The organism is Alkalinema pantanalense CENA528 (assembly GCF_050753345.1).
In the GTDB taxonomy this organism is placed as follows: Bacteria; Cyanobacteriota; Cyanobacteriia; order Leptolyngbyales; family Leptolyngbyaceae; genus Alkalinema; species Alkalinema pantanalense.
Map to the genome: position 1 here is coordinate 59,187 of NZ_JBLZFX010000008.1, position 21,294 is coordinate 80,480.

General features: G+C 49.6%; 16 protein-coding genes. 5 read left to right on the forward strand and 11 right to left on the reverse strand.

Annotated features, from left to right (window positions below):
• Positions 1–19: 19 nt before the first annotated feature.
• The 3 genes from ispE to purM are packed head-to-tail and all read right to left on the reverse strand — an operon-like array spanning position 20 to position 2,983.
• Positions 20–970: a 4-(cytidine 5'-diphospho)-2-C-methyl-D-erythritol kinase gene (ispE, locus tag ACN4EG_RS04595; RefSeq protein WP_431628034.1), complete on the reverse strand. Its 951-nt coding sequence runs from the start codon at positions 968–970 to the stop codon at positions 20–22.
• Complete coding sequence (gene rsmA, locus ACN4EG_RS04600) at positions 967–1,950, reverse strand: 16S rRNA (adenine(1518)-N(6)/adenine(1519)-N(6))-dimethyltransferase RsmA (RefSeq protein ID WP_431628035.1); 984 nt, start codon at positions 1,948–1,950, stop codon at positions 967–969. The genes ispE and rsmA overlap by 4 nt, the downstream gene beginning before the upstream one ends.
• Positions 1,951–1,954: 4 nt before the next feature.
• A complete protein-coding gene (purM, locus tag ACN4EG_RS04605; protein ID WP_431628036.1) occupies positions 1,955–2,983 on the reverse strand; it encodes a phosphoribosylformylglycinamidine cyclo-ligase in 1,029 nt (342 codons plus the stop codon).
• A 438-nt stretch (positions 2,984–3,421) separates the two neighbouring features.
• Here purM and ACN4EG_RS04610 point away from each other — a divergent pair, with 438 nt between their 5' ends.
• A complete protein-coding gene (locus tag ACN4EG_RS04610) occupies positions 3,422–4,528 on the forward strand; it encodes a septal ring lytic transglycosylase RlpA family protein (protein WP_431628037.1) in 1,107 nt (368 codons plus the stop codon).
• Positions 4,529–4,866: 338 nt separating this feature from the next.
• On the opposite strand, the gene ACN4EG_RS04615 is transcribed toward ACN4EG_RS04610, so the two are convergent.
• From ACN4EG_RS04615 to ACN4EG_RS04630, 4 genes are all read right to left on the reverse strand, one after another.
• Positions 4,867–6,156 carry a class I SAM-dependent methyltransferase gene (locus ACN4EG_RS04615; protein ID WP_431628038.1) on the reverse strand — a complete coding sequence of 430 codons (1,290 nt, stop codon included), beginning with the start codon at positions 6,154–6,156 and terminating at the stop codon, positions 4,867–4,869.
• 414 nt (positions 6,157–6,570) lie between these two features.
• The gene (locus ACN4EG_RS04620; protein WP_431628039.1) at positions 6,571–6,786 is read right to left on the reverse strand and encodes a hypothetical protein; all 216 of its coding nucleotides are present in this window, start codon (positions 6,784–6,786) and stop codon (positions 6,571–6,573) included.
• Positions 6,787–7,934: 1,148 nt separating this feature from the next.
• Positions 7,935–9,119 (reverse strand): NAD(P)H-quinone oxidoreductase subunit H, encoded by a 1,185-nt coding sequence (locus ACN4EG_RS04625; RefSeq protein ID WP_431628040.1) that lies wholly within the window; start codon positions 9,117–9,119, stop codon positions 7,935–7,937.
• A gap of 177 nt (positions 9,120–9,296) precedes the next feature.
• Positions 9,297–10,265, reverse strand: a complete 969-nt coding sequence (locus ACN4EG_RS04630) for a sensor histidine kinase (RefSeq protein WP_431628041.1) — start codon at positions 10,263–10,265, stop codon at positions 9,297–9,299.
• A gap of 361 nt (positions 10,266–10,626) precedes the next feature.
• On the opposite strand from ACN4EG_RS04630, the gene ACN4EG_RS04635 reads away from it, so the two are divergent.
• Positions 10,627–11,172 carry an NADPH-dependent FMN reductase gene (locus ACN4EG_RS04635; RefSeq protein WP_431628042.1) on the forward strand — a complete coding sequence of 182 codons (546 nt, stop codon included), beginning with the start codon at positions 10,627–10,629 and terminating at the stop codon, positions 11,170–11,172.
• A gap of 128 nt (positions 11,173–11,300) precedes the next feature.
• Complete coding sequence (locus ACN4EG_RS04640) at positions 11,301–13,145, forward strand: M3 family oligoendopeptidase (RefSeq protein WP_431628043.1); 1,845 nt, start codon at positions 11,301–11,303, stop codon at positions 13,143–13,145.
• Between the two features lie 26 nt (positions 13,146–13,171).
• Here ACN4EG_RS04640 and ACN4EG_RS04645 read toward each other — a convergent pair whose 3' ends face one another.
• From ACN4EG_RS04645 to tig, 4 genes are all read right to left on the reverse strand, one after another.
• On the reverse strand, positions 13,172–14,050 hold the full coding sequence (locus ACN4EG_RS04645; RefSeq protein WP_431628044.1) for an alpha/beta fold hydrolase: 879 nt from the start codon (positions 14,048–14,050) through the stop codon (positions 13,172–13,174).
• Positions 14,051–14,202: 152 nt separating this feature from the next.
• Positions 14,203–15,549: an ATP-dependent protease ATP-binding subunit ClpX gene (clpX, locus tag ACN4EG_RS04650; RefSeq protein WP_431628045.1), complete on the reverse strand. Its 1,347-nt coding sequence runs from the start codon at positions 15,547–15,549 to the stop codon at positions 14,203–14,205.
• A 76-nt stretch (positions 15,550–15,625) separates the two neighbouring features.
• Positions 15,626–16,309: an ATP-dependent Clp endopeptidase proteolytic subunit ClpP gene (gene clpP / locus ACN4EG_RS04655; RefSeq protein WP_431628046.1), complete on the reverse strand. Its 684-nt coding sequence runs from the start codon at positions 16,307–16,309 to the stop codon at positions 15,626–15,628.
• A gap of 205 nt (positions 16,310–16,514) precedes the next feature.
• Positions 16,515–17,924: a trigger factor gene (gene tig / locus ACN4EG_RS04660; protein WP_431628047.1), complete on the reverse strand. Its 1,410-nt coding sequence runs from the start codon at positions 17,922–17,924 to the stop codon at positions 16,515–16,517.
• Positions 17,925–18,712: 788 nt separating this feature from the next.
• On the opposite strand from tig, the gene ACN4EG_RS04665 reads away from it, so the two are divergent.
• Both ACN4EG_RS04665 and dapA read left to right on the forward strand, forming a co-directional pair.
• Positions 18,713–19,747 (forward strand): aspartate-semialdehyde dehydrogenase, encoded by a 1,035-nt coding sequence (locus tag ACN4EG_RS04665; protein WP_431628049.1) that lies wholly within the window; start codon positions 18,713–18,715, stop codon positions 19,745–19,747.
• 169 nt (positions 19,748–19,916) lie between these two features.
• A complete protein-coding gene (gene dapA, locus ACN4EG_RS04670) occupies positions 19,917–20,801 on the forward strand; it encodes a 4-hydroxy-tetrahydrodipicolinate synthase (protein WP_431628050.1) in 885 nt (294 codons plus the stop codon).
• The last annotated feature ends 493 nt before the right edge of the window (positions 20,802–21,294 follow it).

Here is a 21,294-nt window from a genome sequence, read left to right on the forward strand (position 1 = left end):
TGTATTTTTTCTTGCCGCATTACGTTGCAGCTAGCCGAACCCCCGACTGATTAAATTGCGTCACCCACAGTTCCAAATCTTCATCGGGTACTGCCGATAGCATCTTAGAACAAATCGTCTCCGCTGCTTCCTGGGATTCCGCTAACGCAAAGACCGTTGAACCTGAACCCGACATCATCGTGCCCAGACAGCCAATTTCCGCAAAGCGATCGCGCAGGGCTTGGACTTGGGGATATTCCGGTAGTACGACCTTTTCTAAATCGTTGTAGAGCAACTGCCCGATCGCTTTGGCGTCTCTGTGGGCTATCGCCTGCATCATTTCCCCAGACTGCATGGCTTGCTTACGGCTATCCAGGGCTTCGGGGCTGTCGGGGTAGGTGTGGCCAAAGTTAGCGCGAAAGGTTTTATAGGCCCAAGGCGTAGAGACGGGTAGATCGCGATACTTCGCCAACACGACGTAAATATTGTCCAGGTCTGGTAGGGGATCCAGTACTTCCCCTCGCCCCGTAGCGATCGCTGTGCCACCGGAAATACAGAAAGGAATATCTGACCCCAGCATGGCGGCCAAATCCTGCAATTCCGATTGCGTCAGTCCTAAATTCCACAGCAGGTCAATGCCCACCAACACCGCTGCGCAGTCCGCCGAGCCACCCGCCAAACCCGCGCCCATGGGAATGCGTTTTTGGATCGCGATCGCCACGCCACCATGTTTCGCCGCCGCTTCGGGAAAATTACGCCGCATCAAATCCGCTGCTTTCCAGGCCAAATTGGTTTCATCTACGGGCACATCGGGTTGATCGCAGGTGATCTGAATTTCCTGATTACGAATGGCTTGCACTGTCACGGTATCAGCGAGTCCAATGCTTTGCAGCACCATGACCAGTTCATGGAAGCCATCGGCTCGGCTGCCCACAATTCCTAAATACAGGTTGATTTTTGCGGGTGCAATGAGTGTGTAAGACCGTGTCATGCTTCCGAGCCTCCCTCCATCATATTTGCCATGTTTGCCCTGTCCGATCGCGGGCCAGTGAATTCTGGGGCAGTGAATCCTGGTTTCGTTAATTCTGGATCGTCCGATTGCAGGTCATCCGATAGCGGATTGTCCGATTGCGGATCGTCTAAGGGCGAGCTACCGACTCGTTCCAGCAGTCGATCGCTCAACTGGATCCAATTAGCTACACTCAATTCTTCTGCCCGTGCCTGAGAATTCAGCGATAGGCACTCCAGTAACGAGTTAAGTTCCTCCGGCTCAATTACACTCTTGAGATTATTCCGCAGCATTTTGCGCCGACTGGCAAATCCCAACTTCAAAATCGTTTCTAAATGTTTGGGATTTTGGGCTGGATGTTCGATCGGACGGGGCTTAATGCGAATGACCGCAGAATCGACCTTGGGCGGTGGCTGAAATGCTTTTGCTGGAACATCAAAGAGGAACTCACAGTCTGCTAGATATTGCACCCGTACCGAGAGCGCACCGTAATTGTGATTACCTGCACTGGCACAGATCCGCAAAGCGACTTCCTTTTGCACCAGTAGCACGATCGACTCAAAGGGCTGGGGATTTGGTTCTGCAATGCGTCCCAGCAATTTCTCTAGAATTGGCCCCGTGATGTTGTAAGGAATGTTAGCAACAACCTTGTTGGGATTCTGAAACTGTTCAAAGGGTTGCAACAATTGTGATAAATCTAGTGATAGAAAGTCGCCTTGCAGCAATAAGAAATTTTCGATCTTCCCCAGCTTCTTCCCCAACAAATCGCATAGATCTCGATCGATTTCTACCGAAATCACGGATTGAGCTGCTTGCAGTAACGGTCGTGTTAGAATTCCCGTCCCTGGGCCAATTTCCAGAACACGATCGCTCCCTGTTAATTCTGCAGCGGCAACAATTTTGCTAAGTGCTTTTTCACTCTTGAGCCAGTGTTGTCCAAACTGTTTGCGCGTTTTGACCATCGGGCTACTCCGGCAACCCCAGCAATTCCCCATTCCCTTCAACCACTTCCCCAATGCGGTAGGCAGCTAGATTTTGGGATTGGAAAAATTCCAGGGTGGCTTGTGCGCGATCGGCAGGGGTCAACACGACTAATCCGATTCCCATATTAAAGGTATTAAACATATTTATAGGTGAAACCTGACCCACCTCCGCCAACCACTGGAAGATTGGCAGCACTTCCCAGGATGTCGGATCCAGTTTTACAGTTTGGCCTGCGCCTAAACAACGGGGTAAATTCTCCGGCAGTCCCCCGCCCGTAATATGCGCCAACCCATGGATCTCAATTCCGGCTTTGAATGCTTCGCGCACTGGTCTCACATAGAGCTGCGTCGGAGTCAACAGCGTTTCCCCTAGGGTTTGCCCGCCCAAGGCCGCCGGAGCATCGTCCCAGCCCAATCCCTGATCGGCAATAATTCTCCGTACGAGGCTAAATCCATTGCTGTGCACACCGCTGCTGGCTAGCCCGATCGCCACATCTCCCAGTTGCACTTGGGAACCATCTAGGATCCGACTTTTTTCTACGATTCCTACGCAAAATCCGGCCAGGTCATACTCACCCGCTTGGTAGAACCCCGGCATTTCTGCGGTTTCCCCCCCCAGCAAGGCACAGCCCGACAGTTCACAGCCCTTGGCAATGCCTTCTACCACTTGAGCTAACTGCGCGGGTTCCAGATGTCCGGTGGCTAAATAATCTAGAAAAAAGAGCGGTTCCGCCCCACAGCACAGCACGTCATTGACGCACATCGCCACTAAATCGATGCCCACTGTGTCATGGCGATCGAGTTGGTGGGCCAGCTTCAGCTTGGTGCCCACTCCATCCGTTCCCGACACCAAAACGGGCTCGGAATATCCCTTCGGCAGGTCGAAGAGGCCGCTAAATCCGCCCAATCGCCCCAGAACTTCCGGACGATAGGTTCGCTCCACCGTTTGGGTGATGCGTTTGACGAAATCCCGCCCCGCTTCAACATCTACACCAGCCGATCGATAGTCCATAGGAATTACTCATCGGAAACACCGCAAAGGTCATTTTACCCCTATGCCATCCTTCCGCAGTTCAATCCGAGTTCAATTTGCTGGATTCACTCCCTCATTCAAGAATTTCTGAATTTTATATAAAGTTTTCATGAAGTTCCCGTTTGTCTTTTTTCTTAAAAAAGAATCACTTTGTTTACAAGAAGTGCATTTTAGGGAATTATGATTTATGAAGTTAAGGTAAAGTTTTCTGGCTTCCGTATAGTTGCTAGATACAAAGACCCAAAACTTCATGTTAGTCTGTTGCAGTTCCGAACTCAGAGATGAACGCGGATTGAGTACGAGTTATGCGTCGTTTTATGCATCAACCACAATTTCATGCGAGCTACTTCCATCGAAGTAGGCCTCGATCGTGGTTGTCGTACTCCGTCTAGAGTGCTTCTTCACACTAAGGACAGTATGAACAACTCAATTTCTGGCAGTTTAGCCGGCCTGTTAATTTTTTCAACAGTTGTCGGTGTCGCTGCAAAACCTCAAGCTGGTATGGCTCAACCTAAAAGTGTGAGCCTTGAAGCAAAGCTAGCAAAAGTGGCTGAACCTTCTCCAGCATCCATTCCCCAACCTGCTCAAGAAGCAGTTAAAGTTGGAGAACAACAAACCCCAAGCCGCAAGGCAACTCGTGACGAATCCGTTGCGAAGATCTACTCCCACGAACTTGCTGGAAAACAAGCTGCGACGCTGTACGTCCGCAATATTCCAGTTCTAACTTTCGTAGGTTCCCAACCCACAGAAGCCGATGGCGTCAAGATGGGTGCAGTGCAGGTTGAGGAACTTAGCCCCGGCGAAAAGACAAAAGCTGTTTCGACCAATGCAAGAGGGCTTGCAGACAGCGCATCTACAGAAGTTTCTGAACAATCGAATCCCAGCGATCCTCTAAATCGAGCCAGTGCGATCGCAGCTCAGATTAATTCGCTCTACCAGCAGGGGATTGCAGCGGACAAGATTTCCGTCAAATGGAAAGCCGCTAAAGAAGGTGCGAATGCGGCGACCCAATCGGAAGACGGTAAGTTCATTGTCACCGCTGACAAAATTGAACTCGTTGCTCTTGATCCCCAGACCATTTCCCCCGATAGCCAGCGCGACAAGGAGCAGGATGCCTTGCAAGTCGCTAACCGTCTACGCCGACTGTTTGGAGAAGCGACTCCCATTAGTCAGGTAGAAGGCAAGCCCAATCGCCCATCGGGAGTGCAACTGGCCTTTGGTAATGTAGTTGGAACGATTCAAGGCTGGGCTTCCTGGTATGGCCCTGGCTTCGATGGCAATTACACGGCTAGTGGTGAGATTTTTAATCAAGAAGCCATGACTGCTGCCCATCCCTCGTTGCCCATGGGAACCCGTGTGCGTGTGACGAACCAAGATACCGGTCGATCGGTGGTTGTTCGTATTAACGATCGTGGCCCTTACCACGGTGGACGTATCCTCGATCTTTCAGCGGGTGCTGCTCGACTGATTGGGGTTATGGATTCTGGCGTTGCTCCGGTTCGGTTGGAAATTTTAGGTCGCTAATCTAACACTGAGATTGTCCACTGAGCAAATCTAGCCGAGCTTGGATTTACTCCACTGCGATTTCCCGAGTCATCATGTAATCCATCTACTAAAAATTGAATACTGCTGAACTAAATAAGCCTTAACTAAATAAGTCTCAATCTACTAAATTGCTTACGATCGACAACTGAATCATTCACAACTGAATAAATAGGGTTCGCTGATTTTGACGAATCCAATTAACCTTTTCGTGGGATTTTTAGGGGTACCGGCTTCGGTATCCCTTTTTGATTAGCTCTTTTTGACTACCTACTGGTGGATCATTGGGAAGAGCTAGATTGCCTGACCTCTCGTTTCAGCTAAAATCCCCGATCGGGAATGGTTAAGCCCGTTAAGGCGTGTTGCTTTTCGGACTCGGTTAACCCCTTAGACTGTACCAGAACCCCAAAGTTCCCTAAGCCCATTGGATTAATCAGAGAATGCAACGCATCCCGTCGCCGCAGTAGGGCATTGATATCCTGGTGGGCTTCCGCAGTTGATTGCCCCAGATTGGCAATGCGATCGCCCAACCCCAAGGCCATTAAAAACATTGCTTGTTGGGTTACTCCGACGGTTTGCAGCCCGCACTGCTGGCCCTGCATTTCCAAGGCCGTAAAATTTACGTGGGCAGTAATGTCCTGCATCCCGACGTAGCGATAGGGATCGTTGTGATGGCTATGTTGGTAATAGCATTGCAAGGTGCCTTGCGATCGCGTGCGACTGTAGTAGCGATTTGCGGGATAGCCATAGTCGATCGTCAGCACGTAGCCTCGCTGCAATCCAGTGGCGACGGCCTGCATCCAGTCCAGTGCCAGCAAATTCACTTCACTGCGATAGCCTTCCACATAATCGGGTGCTGTGAGATCAATGCCAAGCCGCTCAAAGTAGGCAGTTAACGCCGGATTGGACGGCTGATCCACCATTTCAACTAACTCTGTCCCATCCCATCCAACATAAACTTCCTGAAGTTGCCCTGCTTGCATCTGAATCAGATGGACTGGAAAGGCGTCAATGAGTTCATTGGAAAAGAAGCAGCCGACGATCGGCGCTGCTGCGATTGTCTCCAAGTTAGTCCACTGAATAGATAGACCTCGATCGAGCCAGGGCATCAATTGCCGTTGTTGAGCCGCAATCAAGGTCGCAACTTTTTCAACTATGCGATATTGCAGCGATCGGGCACAGTCGGGATAGTGCTGGGTGAGGTAGCGCAAAATGTCAGATGCTAATACCCCTTGCCCCGCTCCCATTTCCACCAAGGTAAATGGTTGCGGTTGGCCTAAAATCTGCCATATTTGGACAAACTGCTCTGCTAGCAATTCTCCAAAGTCTGCCCCTAGGTGGGGCGAGGTAAAAAAGTCTCCCGTTGCTCCAATTTTTGAGGCTCGTCTAAGATAGTAGCCTTGGTCTGGGTGGTATAGCGCCAACTCCATGAACTCAGCAAAGGTGAGGCGCGAGCGTTGGGAAATTTGTTGGACAATCAGTCTGAGCAGCTCTGGGTTACTGGCAGTGATTCCCTCAGGAGTGGATGATTTTGTATCGGGATCCACTTGATTGGGATGATGAGCAGTGGGATGACTCCAAGGAAACCCCTGGGCTGAATGTTGTGTCATCGTCTGATTTCACCTTTAGCAGCTAGACAAGTTTCTTCTGTCAAAACTCCATAATCAAACTCTTGTAGAAGCAGGAGTCATTAGAAGATATGCTTCCACAAGAGTTAATAAGGTTATTGATCATGGGTCATTCGTGATCACAATTCGGTAAACTCAGCGATCGTCAATAAAAATTGTTACTTAGACTACAACTTTCATCCGCTCAATGAGACCATAATGCAATTTTCGAATTAGCTAACTTTTAGCAACAGCTTCCTTCTAGCAGCAGCTTCACAATTAATCGGTCAATTGAACTCAGCGCTTAACTTTTAACGGAATTCAGGCTCAGGTGTCGCTACCTTTCATTCAGTCAACTAAAAACGACGTTTACATCCAACGAGATCACTAGTTCATCACAAATCGATCCATCGATCTCTAGACTGTTGCCAGTTCCTTATCTTCAGTTGTTTTGACAGGGGCAAAGCTTTCCGTATCAAAGGCTACTAGGAATTCGGAACCAGGTTTTGTACTCCGCAGAACCTTGAGATAAGCATCCGCATCGTTCCGGCGACGAAAACGACTTACAGGAGTACGTGCTTCAGCCGCGATTTGATAGATAACCCAAGGTGTTAATTGCGCTTGGTACTTCATAAGTTCTCTCTGTGTAGGGTGGGAAAGTGAACGCAATTTTGCATGACAAAAATTCTGACAAACTTACCAATCCATGGCAGCATCAGAAGTCGCTGTCGAAAAGACAGTATGCTGTTTAGTCAAGTATGGAAATTAGCGTAGGTCAGTGGAATGCGAATTGAAATGCGCAAACAAGCGAAATCAATAGACAAAACCCGAACCGCAGGGAAAAGCCCTCTGCGAATCAATCCTCTGGCAACCCATTAAAATTTCGAGCTTCTGAGAGAAATTTCAATGTTTTAACTCGCGTTGACAGAAGATAATTTTTACCATGCAGGATTTGATTAAAACGCAATATTGAGGTTTACGCAAGGAGTAGTTTTGTATCAATTAAAAAGACGCGATCCTTGCAGAGAAACATGTAGGCCAAAAGATTTAGGCCAGGAATTTAAAGTTTTACCAAGTTCAGTAAAGGGATCGCAGGGAAGCCCCTGCAATTTTAAAGCAAGATTGATGGGGGTTTAGTTGGAAATCATAGCGATCTCGGGTCTGGTTAAAACACCGGGCAACTAGACACCGGGTAATTAGGATACCAAACCGATCGTGAATACTTACCCTTACTCTAACGTAGATTTCACCATAATTACGCTTCCTAACCATGCATAATCTCTCACCCTGAATTTTTACCCATTCCCTTTGCTGAAATAGACTTCCATTTGTCTTGAATAGACTTCCTGCACAATCTTCTACCTGGGACTGATACTCGGATAAATCACATTCGCGGATCGGCATATAATCGGCACAAATTGGCAGGCCATAGTTGGCCTGTGTCTACTCAGTTACCATCATCTGAGGAACCCAATTTTGCAGACTTGTTGACAGACTTTATTGCTTGACAGACTTTATGCAGACTTTGCGATGGCAGAGGGCATTGTCTATCTGTGGCAGAGTTCGTCCCTATCGGACTGCGTCAGTAGCAGGGCTTCTATCCGGGCGTTGTTTGGTGGGGCTCCTACGATCGAGTGTGAACACCTCTCTTTGGGTTATTACACAGGAATATTACCCATGAAAATACCCGCCCTTGAGATATCTTCTAAGGGCGAGCACATGAACTCATTTCAGGGCATGATTCGGAGATCAACCTTCGGGGATCAACATTTCACCCTAGATTAACGATCGACGGATCCCATCACCACATCGACGCTACCTAGAATAACGAACAGATCTGCTACTTTCGTTCCCTGTACGAGCTTGGGATAAACTTGCAAGTTGTTGAAGTCAGCGGCTCGGATTTTCCAGCGCCAAGGGAACATGTTGTCGTCCCCCATAATGAAAATACCCATCTCTCCACGACCCGCTTCTAGGCGTACATAATGTTCGCCCTTGGGGATCTTGAACGTGGGTGCTACTTTCTTGGCGACATACTGATAGTCAAATCCCCCCCACTCGGATTTCGGGCCTTCCACCATGCGCTTGGCTTCTAGATTTTCGTAGGATCCACCGGGTAGTCCTGCGATCGCCTGCCGAATAATTTTGAGGGATTCGCGCATTTCCTGCATCCGCACCACATAGCGGGCATAGCAATCCCCTTCCGTTGCCCAGGCAATTTCCCAATCAAAGTCGTCGTAGCATTCGTAGTGATCGACCTTACGCAGATCCCACTTCACGCCTGACGCCCGCAGCATGGGGCCAGAGCAGCTATAGTTGATGGCGTCCTCGCGGGAGAGTACCCCAACCCCTTCTAGTCGCCGCCGGAAGATGGGGTTATTGGTGATGAGGCGTTCATATTCATCAATGACGGGTGTGAAGTAGTTGCAGAAGTCGATGCACTTCTCGACCCAGCCGTAGGGGAGATCGGCTGCTAACCCGCCAACTCGGAAGTAGTTGTTGTTGACCATGCGGTAGCCCGTAGCGGCTTCAAACAGGTCAAGAATCATTTCCCGATCGCGTAGGGTATAGAAAAAGGGGGTTTGTGCCCCAATATCTGCTACGAAGGGCCCCAACCACAGCAGGTGATTCACTAAGCGGCATAGCTCTAGCATAATGACGCGAATATAGCTAGCCCGTTTGGGAACGGTAATCCCAGCTAATTTTTCTACCGCGTTCACCGTCACCGCTTCGTTGAACATGCCGCCGTAGTAGTCCCAACGGCTGACGTAGGGCACGTACATGATGGTGGTGCGGTTTTCGGCAATTTTCTCCATACCCCGATGGAGATAGCCTAGGACGGGTTCGCAGTCAATAACATTTTCGCCATCGAGGGTGACCACCAACCGAAAACACCCGTGGGTGGCTGGGTGGTGTGGCCCCATGTTCACCACCATGGGTTCGGTTTTGGTTTCGATCATTGGCATGACTGAACTTCTCCCCGTGTCTCGTGAAATGCGGAGTAGGATACGCAAAAGTACCCATTGCTCCATTATACGGACTGGAATCCCGAAGTATTTGCGCCTTGATACAAGATCGAAATTTGAATTTCTAAGCGGAGAAATAGGCTCTACCCAATTCTTGACAAATTTTTTGCGCGATCGCTAGATAGATGCCAGGGGGATCAGACATCGAAGTTGGGGGCGATCGGCCTCCTGCACAATGGCCAAACTCGCTTGATTGGCCATTAGCAATTCCTTGGCAATCAACAATCGGAGAGTTGGGGAAAGCTGTGGAAGTGATGGCTGAGAAGCGGCAGGGGACTGGAGGTCGGCAAAGTCTGCTGGTGATTTCAAGATGGCGATCGCAGTTTCCCAATCGGCTTGGGCACGATCGTCTTGAATCGTAATCTGGGCATGCTGATCTACGATTTGGCAGTCGATGTAGATGTTTCCTTCTTGCAGGAGTGTGAGGGGGATGTCTACCAGAATGGTCATGGCTTGTTGGAGACATTGCCGATCGCCAGAGATGGAAATATCATCTTCTAGTTCAGGGAAATGGACTTTGAGATTACGATTTTGGGCCTGTAAATGGATTAAGTAGGCAATTTCTTGCAGCAGCAAATCCAGGTCGATCGCTTCTGGTTTCAGAGGGCGAGATCCCCACTGAACCTTGGACACCCCAATCACTTCATCAAGCAAACCGACAAATTTGAGGGCGGCATCGTGGGCCATGCCGATGTATTCTCGCTCTTCTTCAGGACTATCGCAGAGATCGGCTTGGATCATTTGCAAGCTACTGATTAAACCATTCAACGGCGATCGCAACTCATGGGCCGTACGAGCCAAAAAGCTGCCTTTGAATTGCGCCAGTTCGATCGCGGCCCAATAGCCCAAGGCTGAGGCGTTTGGCTCTGAGGGATTTGCAACAGGGTTGGCGAGTGGGAGTGGCTGAATTTTTGCAGTGTCGTCGATCGTTGGGGCCGCGTCTGAGCCGTCAATGTTATGGGGAGATTTTGCTGCGGCAGAGGTGGCTGGCCTGACCGAATCTAAGACCGTCGATCGTCGCCAGGTATCGATCGCCAAGCCAAGCCCAATGCCACCCAATACCACTGCCAGATCCCAGCTTGTCATACTCATCCCTTAGCTAATGTCTCAGACGATTCTGCTAGGCCAATTTAAAAAGCCTCTGGCCAACTCTAGCCGATACGCCCCACCCTTGACGAGACTTGACGCGATCGGAATTTTCTTGCTATCTTAAGCGTAGTCGAAATGACTTCGAGTTATTGAATCTGTTTTAGACTTCATTTCTAGATTAGGAGGGTGGTTATGAAAAATCTCCTGCATCGTCCTTGGATTCAGTCCACTTGCCAAGCCGTTAAAGAGGCTCTCGATCGTAGCAATGCTGCGGTGGAAGAAGGTCGCCGTCTGACTGGTTGGCGCTAACGTCCACCTATGCTGAATTGGTCTGGTAAAAATTTATCTGGTGAAAGTCATGAAATTTGTAGCCATTGGTGGCAGCTTGCGACCCGGCTCCCACAGCTACCAAGCCTTGATGCAAGCCGTCGATCGGGTGCGAGCCTTGGGCATTGAGGTGACCGTTTTAGATCTGCGGGAGATGAACTTGCCCTTCTGCAACGGTGGCAAAACCTATCCTGATTATCCCGATGTCACCACATTGCGGGAAACGGTCAAAGCTGCCGACGGGCTAATTTTAGCGACGCCGGAGTATCACGGCAGTGTGAGTGGGGTGATAAAAAATGCCCTCGATCTGCTGAGTTTTGAAGAATTGTCGGGTAAGGTGACGGGTCTGATTAGTGTCCTAGGGGGCCAACCTAACAGCAATGCTTTGAATGATCTACGCTTGATTATGCGGTGGGTGCATGCATGGGTCATTCCGGAGCAAGTAGCGATCGGTCAAGCTTGGCAAGCTTTTACCCCTGATGGAAAGCTGGTGGATGAAGCACTGAGCCAGCGGTTTGACCAATTTGTCCAAAGTTTAGTAGAGCACACTCAAAAGATTCGAGGGGTTGCGCTATAACGGCCCCACCAACACCGTTCTAGTTTGCTCAATTTCGCTGCTCGAAACCCTTGGGGTTCCATGCCTCAGTTTGGCCCAGCTTCCTTTCAGTTCAACCAGTTGCAAGTTTAATCGCCACGGTGAAATCTATGTTCGATCGCCCATTTTCTCCCCATGCATCGGAAACCTTACAGGCCCAGTTATCTAACCTAACCGATGCCCCTACTTGGGACTTATCCGACTTGTATCAGAACTTTCAGGATCCCGCTTTAGAAGTTGATCTGCAAGCTCTTCACCAACAGGCGATCGACTTTCGTCAACAGTATCGTGGGCGAGTCCAGTTCCTCACGCCAGCGGAGATTGCAACTTGCTTGGGCATTCTGGAATCGATCGCAGAAAAAACGGGCTATCTCTATGCCTTCCCTTCGCTGATTTTCTCAGCCGATACCCAGAATACTGAAGCCAAGCAGTATGTCGATAAGACGATGGAGGCTTACACCCAAATTCAGAACCAGTTGCTCTTTTTTGACTTAGAACTGAAGAAGCTGGATTCAGAAGCCTTTGCCGCGTTGGAAGCTGCCCCAGAACTGCAAACCTATCGCCATTATTTAGCGCAGATTGTCAAATACCGACCCTACACACTGTCGGAGGAAGTGGAACAAACGCGCAACCAAGACAGCCTCACCGGGCGGGATGCCTTTATCCAATTACGATCGGTGCATTTGGGCGAACAAAAATACACACCCGTTCCCTTGCCCGATGGTCGCACCGCTGACACAGAAGCGGCCTTGGGTGCCCTAGCTTTCCACCCCGATCGGGAGATTCGCACCCAAGCTTACCGATCGATTCGCCAGGTCATGCAGCAACACAATTCGCTGTACGCCTACATTCTCAGCACCGTGGCGCAGGATCATAAGCTGGAAAATCAGATGCGGGGGTATGGCTCCACGTTGGAGAAACAACTACTCGCCGATGAGGTGTCGGAACCTGTCTTCCAGGCAATTATGGATGGCACCCGCGATCGGTTCGATCTTTTTCAACGCTACTACCGCCTGAAAAGCCAAGCCCTTGGCCAAAAAATTCGTACTGCCGATCTCTACGCGCCTTGGACAACGGATGACACCGCCCTGCCTGCAATTTCCTACAAAGACGGTGTAGATACCCTGCTCAAAGCCTTAGAACAGTTTGATGTCAACTATGCTCGTCGGGCAGAAGAATTTTTCATCCATAACTGGGTGGATGCCAAAGTGCGTCCCGGCAAACGGGGAGGTGCATTCTGCTGGTACGTCCACGGCAAACATAGCTACCTATTGCAGTCCTACACCGACGACTACAATTCCCTCTTTACCTTGGCCCACGAAATGGGGCATGGGTTGCATTTTTCTTGGATTGGCGATAAACAATCCTATTTCAATAGCAATCCCCCAATGGTGTCCGCAGAGATTGCATCTACGTTTAACGAGTTGTTGCTGTTAGACTATCTGCTGAAGCAAGCAGAGGGTGATAAAACGCTGACAAAATCTTTGATTACCCGCCAATTGGAGGATCAGCTCAACCTGCTATTCCGCCAAAGTACTATTAGTCGGTTAGAGTTGGCGATCCACGATCGGGCGGCCCAGGGCAGTTTTGACCAGCAATTTGTCAACGATACTTGGATGCAACTGTACGGAGAATTGGGCGGAGACGCGATCGAGATCCTGCCCGAGCATCAGTACGATTGGGCCAGAATTGGACACATTTACTTCAAACCCTTCTACTGCTACCAATACACCGCATCTAATATTGTCAGCTTGGCCTGCTACCAGAAGTACCGCGAAATTGGCAAAGACTTTATTCCGGGCTATTTGGAACTCCTGTCTGTGGGTGGCAGTTTGGATCAGGTGGAAGCGCTGCGCAAGTACGTGGGCGTCGATCTGGAAGATACGGCGACGATTCGTGGCGCACTTTCCTACGTAGAAAACTTGCTAGATCAGCTCCAAACGACGTTGGACTAACGTGTAGCAAAGGAGTGGGTAAAACCCTACCCCCGATCTCCGACAGGAGTCGGCTGAATACCCGATTCTAGCCCCAGGAACGATCGGACTAGCGTTAAATATCCTTCCGGATCCTCCAGCATGGGAAAATGTCCGACCTTAGGCATTACCTGATGGCGGATTCTTGGATTGAGCGCTGCTGCATTCCGGCCTAACTGGGGTGGAATAATCCGATCGCACTGCCCCGAAACCAGCAAGGTGGGAATAGATAAATCGGTGAAATGTTGGGGCAGGGTATCGATCGCATGCTGACTGACCGCATCGAACAGGGTACCCATGGCCGCCGCATCTGAAGCTTGTAGATAATCTTCCAAAAAAGCTTGGCGATCGTGCTTGCCAATGGGGCGATGTAAAAAGCGCTGCATCAGCAAACGATCCATGGCAGGTAACTGATACAACCAGCGGGGGCGAAACTTAACGACCCATTGCCCAAATCGATAGAAAGCTGCAAAGGCCCGTTCGTCGTATTCAAAAATGCCACCGCAAGTCAAAATAGCCCGATCGATCTGGATAGCTGATTGTTGGAGAAAATACACTGCGATCGAGGTGCCCATGGAATGGGCCATGACGGTAGCTGCTTCAACCTGGAGGGCCTTCAATAACTGCACCAGATCTTCTGCGTAGGTATCCAGCGTATAGCGATCGGGTGAATTATGCGGTGGTAACTGCGATCGGGCAAATCCGCGCAGGTCGTAAAGCAAGCAGTCAAAGGAGTGGCTCAACGCACGAGCCGTTGCCTCCCAATAGCGTGCCGATCCACCCCAGCCATGGATAAACACTAAAACGGGGCGGTGAGTCCGTTGCTGACTCGCTGCCGTAATCCATTCGTAATAGTGTGGACAGTGGTGAATTGTAATAAATGGCATGGATCTACACACCTTGAGATCGATCGAATAAGCCCCCGTCTTCAAGTTACCAGGAACTCAAAACGAGGGCTGTATTTGTAAGATTTCTATCACCTCAACACCCAACACCGGAAAACGGTGACGGGAGCTAATGCAATGGTCACTCCAAGTAATTAAGCCGATTCGGGCTTCGGTAAAGATGAGGGATGAACCAGCAACTCCGCCGTTGATCGTTTTTCCACCATGTCACGGGTAATCACACAGCGAGAAACATCCTTGCGGGAGGGCAACTCGTACATGATATCCAACATGAGTTCTTCGACGATGCTGCGAAGGGCCCGTGCGCCAGTTTTGCGACGGTTGGCTTCCTGGGCGATCGCTCGCACCGCATCCGATCGAAACTCCAGTTGCACATTGTCCATCTTCATCAGCTTTTGATACTGCTTCACCAAAGCATTCTTCGGCTCCGTCAGAATCGCGGCCAAAGCATCCTCATCCAACGGATCCAATGTTGCCGACACCGGAATTCGCCCAATAAATTCCGGAATCATACCAAATTTGACAATGTCATCGGCTTCCATGTTTTTCAGGACATCTGCCATTCGCTTATCCCGGCTCAAGCTTTCCCCTGTGGTTTGGATAAAGCCCATGGACTTTTTACCGATGCGTTGCTCAACAATTTTCTCTAGACCAACAAATGCACCACCACAAATGAACAAGATATTGCTGGTGTCAATCTGGATGCAATCTTGATAGGGATGTTTCCGGCCACCTTGGGGCGGCACATTGGCGATCGTTCCTTCCAGCATTTTCAGCAATGCCTGTTGAACACCTTCGCCGGAGACATCTCGGGTAATGGAAGGATTTTCACTCTTCCGGGCAATCTTATCAATTTCATCAATGTAGATAATCCCGCGTTGGGCCTCTTCTACATCGAGATCTGCCACTTGCAGCAGTCTCAGCAGAATGTTTTCCACATCCTCACCAACGTACCCCGCTTCCGTCAGCGTGGTGGCATCGGCAACGGCAAAGGGCACATCCAGAATGGTGGCCAAGGTCTGAGCCAAAAGAGTTTTGCCGGAGCCCGTCGGGCCAATCAGCAAAATGTTCGACTTTTGGAGTTCAACCAAGTCTTCGCTCTTGCCACCCTCTACTTTGGATTCGGCATAGCTTAAGCGCTTATAGTGGTTATAAACCGCCACAGAAAGCACTTTTTTAGCCTCATCCTGTCCGACGACGTGCTCATCAAGATACTTCTTGATTTCTCGCGGTTTGGGAATTTGACCGAGGGTGATGGGAGAAGTGCGGGTGCGACGCTTTTCCGCAGGTTGATCCCGACGCGGCACAGGCTGAGGGGTCGAACCGCTGTCAAACAGCTCCTCATCCAGGATCTCATTGCAGAGATCCACGCACTCATCGCAAATGTAAACACCGGGGCCTGCTATGAGCTTCCGCACTTGCTCCTGGGACTTGCCACAGAAGGAGCATTTGAGATGGGAGTCATAATTTTTCGGCGGCATAGACGTTTAAACCTCGTGCAGCGATCGGTTCGGAATGGGCCTCAATACCAACGGTAAGGCAGGACAGACTTTAATGCTAAGAAGCTACAGCAAGAGATTCAACCCCAAGACGATCTTGACGGTAAATCACCTTATCAATCAGGCCATACTCCTGCGCTTCTTCCGCAGACATAAAAAAGTCACGCTCCGTATCAGCGGCAATTCGTTCCAAGGGCTGCCCTGTATGGGACGCTAATAAACGATTCAACGTATCTTTGTGATAGAGAATTTCCCGAGCCATGATTTCAATATCAACGGCTTGCCCCTGTGCCCCTCCCAAAGGCTGGTGAATCATGATGCGGGAACTTGGCAGCGACATCCGCTTACCCTTTGCCCCCCCTGATAGGAGGAAAGCACCCATGCTCGCTGCCAACCCGAAACAAATGGTGGCAACGTCGCACCGCACTTGTTGCATAGTGTCATAGATTCCCATGCCAGCGGTAATTGAGCCGCCGGGGGAGTTGATGTAGAGTTGAATGTCTTTGTCCGGATCCTCAGCTTCTAAAAAGAGCATTTGGGCAATGATAGAGTCAGCGATTGTATCGTTGACATCCGTTCCCAGAAAGATAATGCGTTCCCGTAAAAGCCGAGAGTAGATGTCAAAGGCGCGTTCGCCTCGTCCAGACTGCTCAACCACCATGGGAACAACCGTTGACGCGGAAATCACGTCATGACGACAAGTACTCGTAAGCCCGTAGCCAGAGGATTGAGAGATCACCATAGCGGTTTAAACCGTTGCAGTCCTTGATTTTAAGCGTTCTTGCTCACATTATGCCTTAAGTCGCCGGGGTCTGTCGGGGTTTTCCATGGATTCATTTTGGATTTCCGAAAATCTACGGAAATTTTGAGTCCCTAGTAATCGTTTTGACCCCGAAAATTTAAGACTGGATAGAATTGCCTCTACCCAGCCAGTCTTAGGAGGCCGCTTATTCTACGACCTCGGCGGCGACTTCTACTGCTTCAGCGTCTTCTGCTTCAGAATCATCCGTGGATTCCTCTTCGGGTTCCAGGGTTCCTTCAGGCACTAACTCAACCGTGTTGTTCGCTTCCAGCCAAGCCAAAATTTGCTCCTTGAGCAAGTCTTCTGACAAGACCGATCTCAGCCGCTCTGGGTCAACATCTTGGCCTTGAAGGGCTTCCATTGTTTCCTTGAACTTAGCGTTCAGCTCGGCTTCGTCAACCTTGAGGTCTTCCCGCTTCGCCACTTCGCCGAGGGCGAGGGTTCGCTTGAGCCGATCGAGGGCTTCTGGACGAGAACGCTCCTTCAGCATCCCGATCGTGTCTTCAGTGAACAACTTGCGCACATCCATTCCCTGCTGCTGAAGCTGCATGGCAGTTTGCGTAATCATGTAGTTCAGTTCCCGCTCCACCAGGGTTTCTGGTAAATCGACTTCAATTTGAGTCAACAGGGCATTGATTAGAGCCGTTTCTTTGTTCTGCTTGGTGTTGGAATCAGCTTCTTCCTGGTAACGGGTTTCTAAATTTTCTCGCAGGGCGGCGATCGTTTCAAATTCTTCCTCGCTCAACTCTTTAGCGAAGTCATCATCCAATTCCGGCAGTTCCCGTTCCTTGAGTTCCTTCAAGGTCATGGAGAACTTAGCAGGTCGCCCCTGCAATTCCTCGCTGAAGTAATCTTCGGGAAACTGCACTTCCACTTCCTTAGTTTCGCCGACTTTCATGCCGACAAGCCCTGCCACAAAACCGGGCACAAACCGATCTTCCTCCATGTCTAGTTGGAAGTTATCCGCCTTGCCGCCGGGAACATCTGTCTCCTCGGCTCCCTCTTCATCGGGGGTATAGCGGCCATGGTAGTCCACTACAGCCACATCCCCTAGCTGTGCTCCCCGATCTTCCACGGGAACTAAGGTGGCCATTTGTTTTTGGTATCCCTCTAGGGTCGTTGCTACCCGATTGGGATCCACCTTGATTTCTTCCGCTTGAACCGTCAAGCCTGTGTATTGCTTCAAGGTCACTTCGGGCTGCACGTCCACCGACGCCTTAAAAGTCAGCGGATTGCCTGGCTCATAACTTTCCACCAATTCCGTAAAGTCGGACTTGAGTTGGAAGTTCCCCAGCGAATCAATCTTTTCTTGCTTGAGGGCATCTTTCAAAGCAGTATCAATCAAATCTTCGAGGGCAGTGGCCTTAATTCCCATGGAGCCAAACCGCTGGATCACCACCTGCCGGGGGACCTTGCCTTTGCGGAACCCAGGGATATTGGCTTGGCGCATGAACTTTTGAATCGTCGCCTCATAGGCTTTCTTGGTCATTTCCGCCGTGATTTCAATCTCCAAGCCAATTTGGCTGGCGGGTAGCTTTTCCTGGGTTACTTTCATCGCGTGTAAAAACTCTAGATTGACTGCTTCGCAGTAAGCTATACTAACTCATTGGAGTGCGTAATCGTTCATTCACTCTGTGGATTTTTGCGACGAATTGACTCGAAATCGATCGCAAAATCGCTGTTAGTGATCCGGAAAGTTCGATAGAATTCAGAAAATCAGATTACACAGTAAGTATGATTACCGGGTCAGCACCTTTCAACTCAGGCGAATCACTTATTTAGTCACGCTTCAGTTGTTCGCGCTAGAGTAATCTTTAGTGAGGCTCTAAGGCGAGGGGCCCTAAGGCATCCAGGTGCAAGGCTCAAGTGGGCGAGAGTGACCTATTGACTTGTCTTATAACGAGTCGGAATGTCTTCTCTCAACTTAGAATCTAAAATTTTCTATTAGAGAAAATTGTTAGGATTTTTAGAAAGCAGATGGTTCGACTTGGGATCCAGTTAATTGAACCTGCAAGCTGGAAGACTCGCGCAGATAACTTCTGGTGCGATAGTCTAACATCCCTGTAGCCTAGGGGTATCCATATCCATTAGATTGCAGATTACACAGCTTTTCGATCGATCATCGTTAAAAAGACTTAATAAAAGACTGATACGCCTCTTCCCCGCTTTGAACTTTGATCAGAATTTTGGAAGGCATCAATCAAATCAGTTGTCAGTGTGAGTTGAGGAATGAGGAAGAAAAAGAATTTTAACGTTGATTAAGACTGATTCCATGAACTTTTAAACAAATGGCTTAAGATGCAAAGTTTTCTTTAGAAATGGCTTGATTGTAGGAGGTTTGATTTGAGTCAGTCGTATCGCGTCGCCATCCTAGGCGCGACAGGTGCAGTGGGAACGGAACTTCTCACCCTCTTGGAGGAGCGACAGTTTCCTGTTTCAGAGTTGAAATTACTAGCGTCTCCCCGTTCTGCGGGCGTGACCTTGTCTTTTAGAGGGCAAGATATTCTTGTTGAAGCAGTCAGCGAGGATTCCTTCAAAGGAGTGGATATTGTGCTTGCCTCTGCGGGAGCTTCCATTTCCAAAGCCTGGGTCGATCGCATTGTGGCAGCGGGTGCAGTCATGATTGATAACTCCAGTGCCTTTCGGATGGTACCCGACGTTCCATTAGTTGTGCCCGAGGTCAATCCTGAAGCGGCTAAAGACCACAAGGGTGTGATTGCTAATCCCAACTGTACGACTATCCTGATGTCTGTAGCGATTTACCCGCTCCATCAAGTGCAGCCGATTCGTCGCATTGTTGCAGCGACCTATCAGTCAGCCAGTGGGGCCGGAGCAAGGGCCATGGAAGAGGTGAAAGTACAATCCCAAGCAATTCTTAATGGCGAAAACCCAACGCCCGAAATTTTGCCCTATCCCTTAGCCTTTAATCTATTTCCCCATAATTCCAAGCTGGGGGATAACGGCTACTGCGAAGAAGAAATGAAAATGGTCAACGAGACCCGTAAAATCTTTGGGGAACCTGATTTACGAGTTACAGCGACCTGTGTTCGGGTTCCCGTACTCCGTGCCCACTCCGAAGCCCTGAATCTAGAATTCGATCGCCCTTTCGATGTGGCGAAAGCCCGAGAACTGGTACAGCAGGCTCCAGGGGTTGAACTGGTGGAAGATTGGGAGAAAAACTACTTCCCGATGCCGATGGATGCAAGCGGCAAAGATGATGTATTGGTGGGGCGGATTCGTCAAGATATTTCCCATTCCAATAGCCTAGAAGTCTGGCTCTGTGGAGATCAAATTCGAAAAGGGGCGGCCCTCAATGCGGTGCAAATTGCCGAGTTATTGGTTGAAAAAAGTTGGCTGAAACCAACTGTGACTGCTTAATGCCAGAAGCTGAATTGGGCAGGGGTTGCTGTACTGAATCGATCGCTTAAATAAGCTTGGGCTGGGTAGTGTTGGGGTTGTTTCAGGTAGCATTGATGGATTGTCGGTGTCTGACTGATATATCCCCTATAAGGAACCTTTGGTAAAGGATAAGGAGTGAAATTCGGGTGTGGTGAATTTTGGACGGATTTTGACAGCAATGATTACCCCCTTTGATGCAGAGGGGCATGTAGATTATGCGATCGCAGAAAAACTAGCAGTCCACCTCGCCGAAAATGGTACCGATACGCTGGTGGTGTGCGGGACGACCGGGGAGTCTCCGACCCTGAGTTGGGATGAAGAATTTGAACTCTTTCGGGTGATTCAATCTGCCGTTGCTGGCAAAGCAAAAGTGATGGCTGGAACTGGCTCCAATTCGACCCAAGAGGCGATCGTTGCGACTCAGAAAGCTCAGTCCTTGGGCTTAGAGGGTTCTCTGCAAGTGGTGCCCTACTACAATAAGCCGCCCCAGCAAGGTCTGTATCAGCATTTCCGGGCGATCGCGGAGGCGTCTCCTGATCTGCCGATCATGCTCTACAACGTTCCGGGGCGTACAGGCCAAAACCTGTTGCCGGAAACCGTAGCTCGTCTTGCGGAAATTCCCAATATTGTTGCTATAAAGGAAGCAAGTGGGAATCTTGATCAAGTTAGTCAAGTACGGCGGTTAACTCCCCCAGAATTCCTAATTTACTCCGGGGATGATTCGCTGACCTTGCCAATTTTGGCCGTGGGTGGATGCGGAGTTGTGAGTGTAGCCAGCCATTTAGTGGGCAATCAGTTGCAACAAATGATTCAAGCCTTTGAGCTAGGCAATCCCTCGGCGGCTAGAGAACTGCATATCCAGCTTTTACCCCTATGCAAAGCCCTTTTTTTGACCACCAATCCCATTCTTGTCAAAACAGCCCTGCGGTTAATGGGCTGGGAAGTGGGATCCTGTCGTCTACCCTTGGATGAGGCTCCGGAGTTGCTGGTCATGGAGTTAAAGCAAGTGCTGCACGATCTTCATCTTCTCTGATTTAAGTGCAACCTCTTAAGTTGAGTGCAATACAGTCGGTGCAACCCGAAATCGGTAGAACAAAACCAGTTGGTGCAACAGTCTGATCGTCCATCCTCAAATCCTCCTGTGCTCGCTAAAACAACTGAAGCCATGGCGGAAAAAGTTTTGACAATTGAATAACTCACGCATGAACTTCTCACAATCCATCACTAAATCTAATTTGCGTATGTCTGGTTTATCGATCGTTTTTCTGTCTAATGACCTTATGAATCCTACAAATGCCTGTCCCAAGATGCTTTTTAAACCCCCAGGTTAAGTTCCCTCTACTCACTCTCTTCGAAATTGAGAGCCTTCCTAAGGCGAAGCAGCTGTCAAGGATAGAAGCTAGAAATTTTAAGACTGCACCGATGAGCATCCAAGACGGTGAGTGCAATGTCTTAAGAAAGAACCTCAGTTCTGCTTCTTTCAGGCTGATCGCTGGATGCTCACCCTAGATTTTCATATTCCTAAT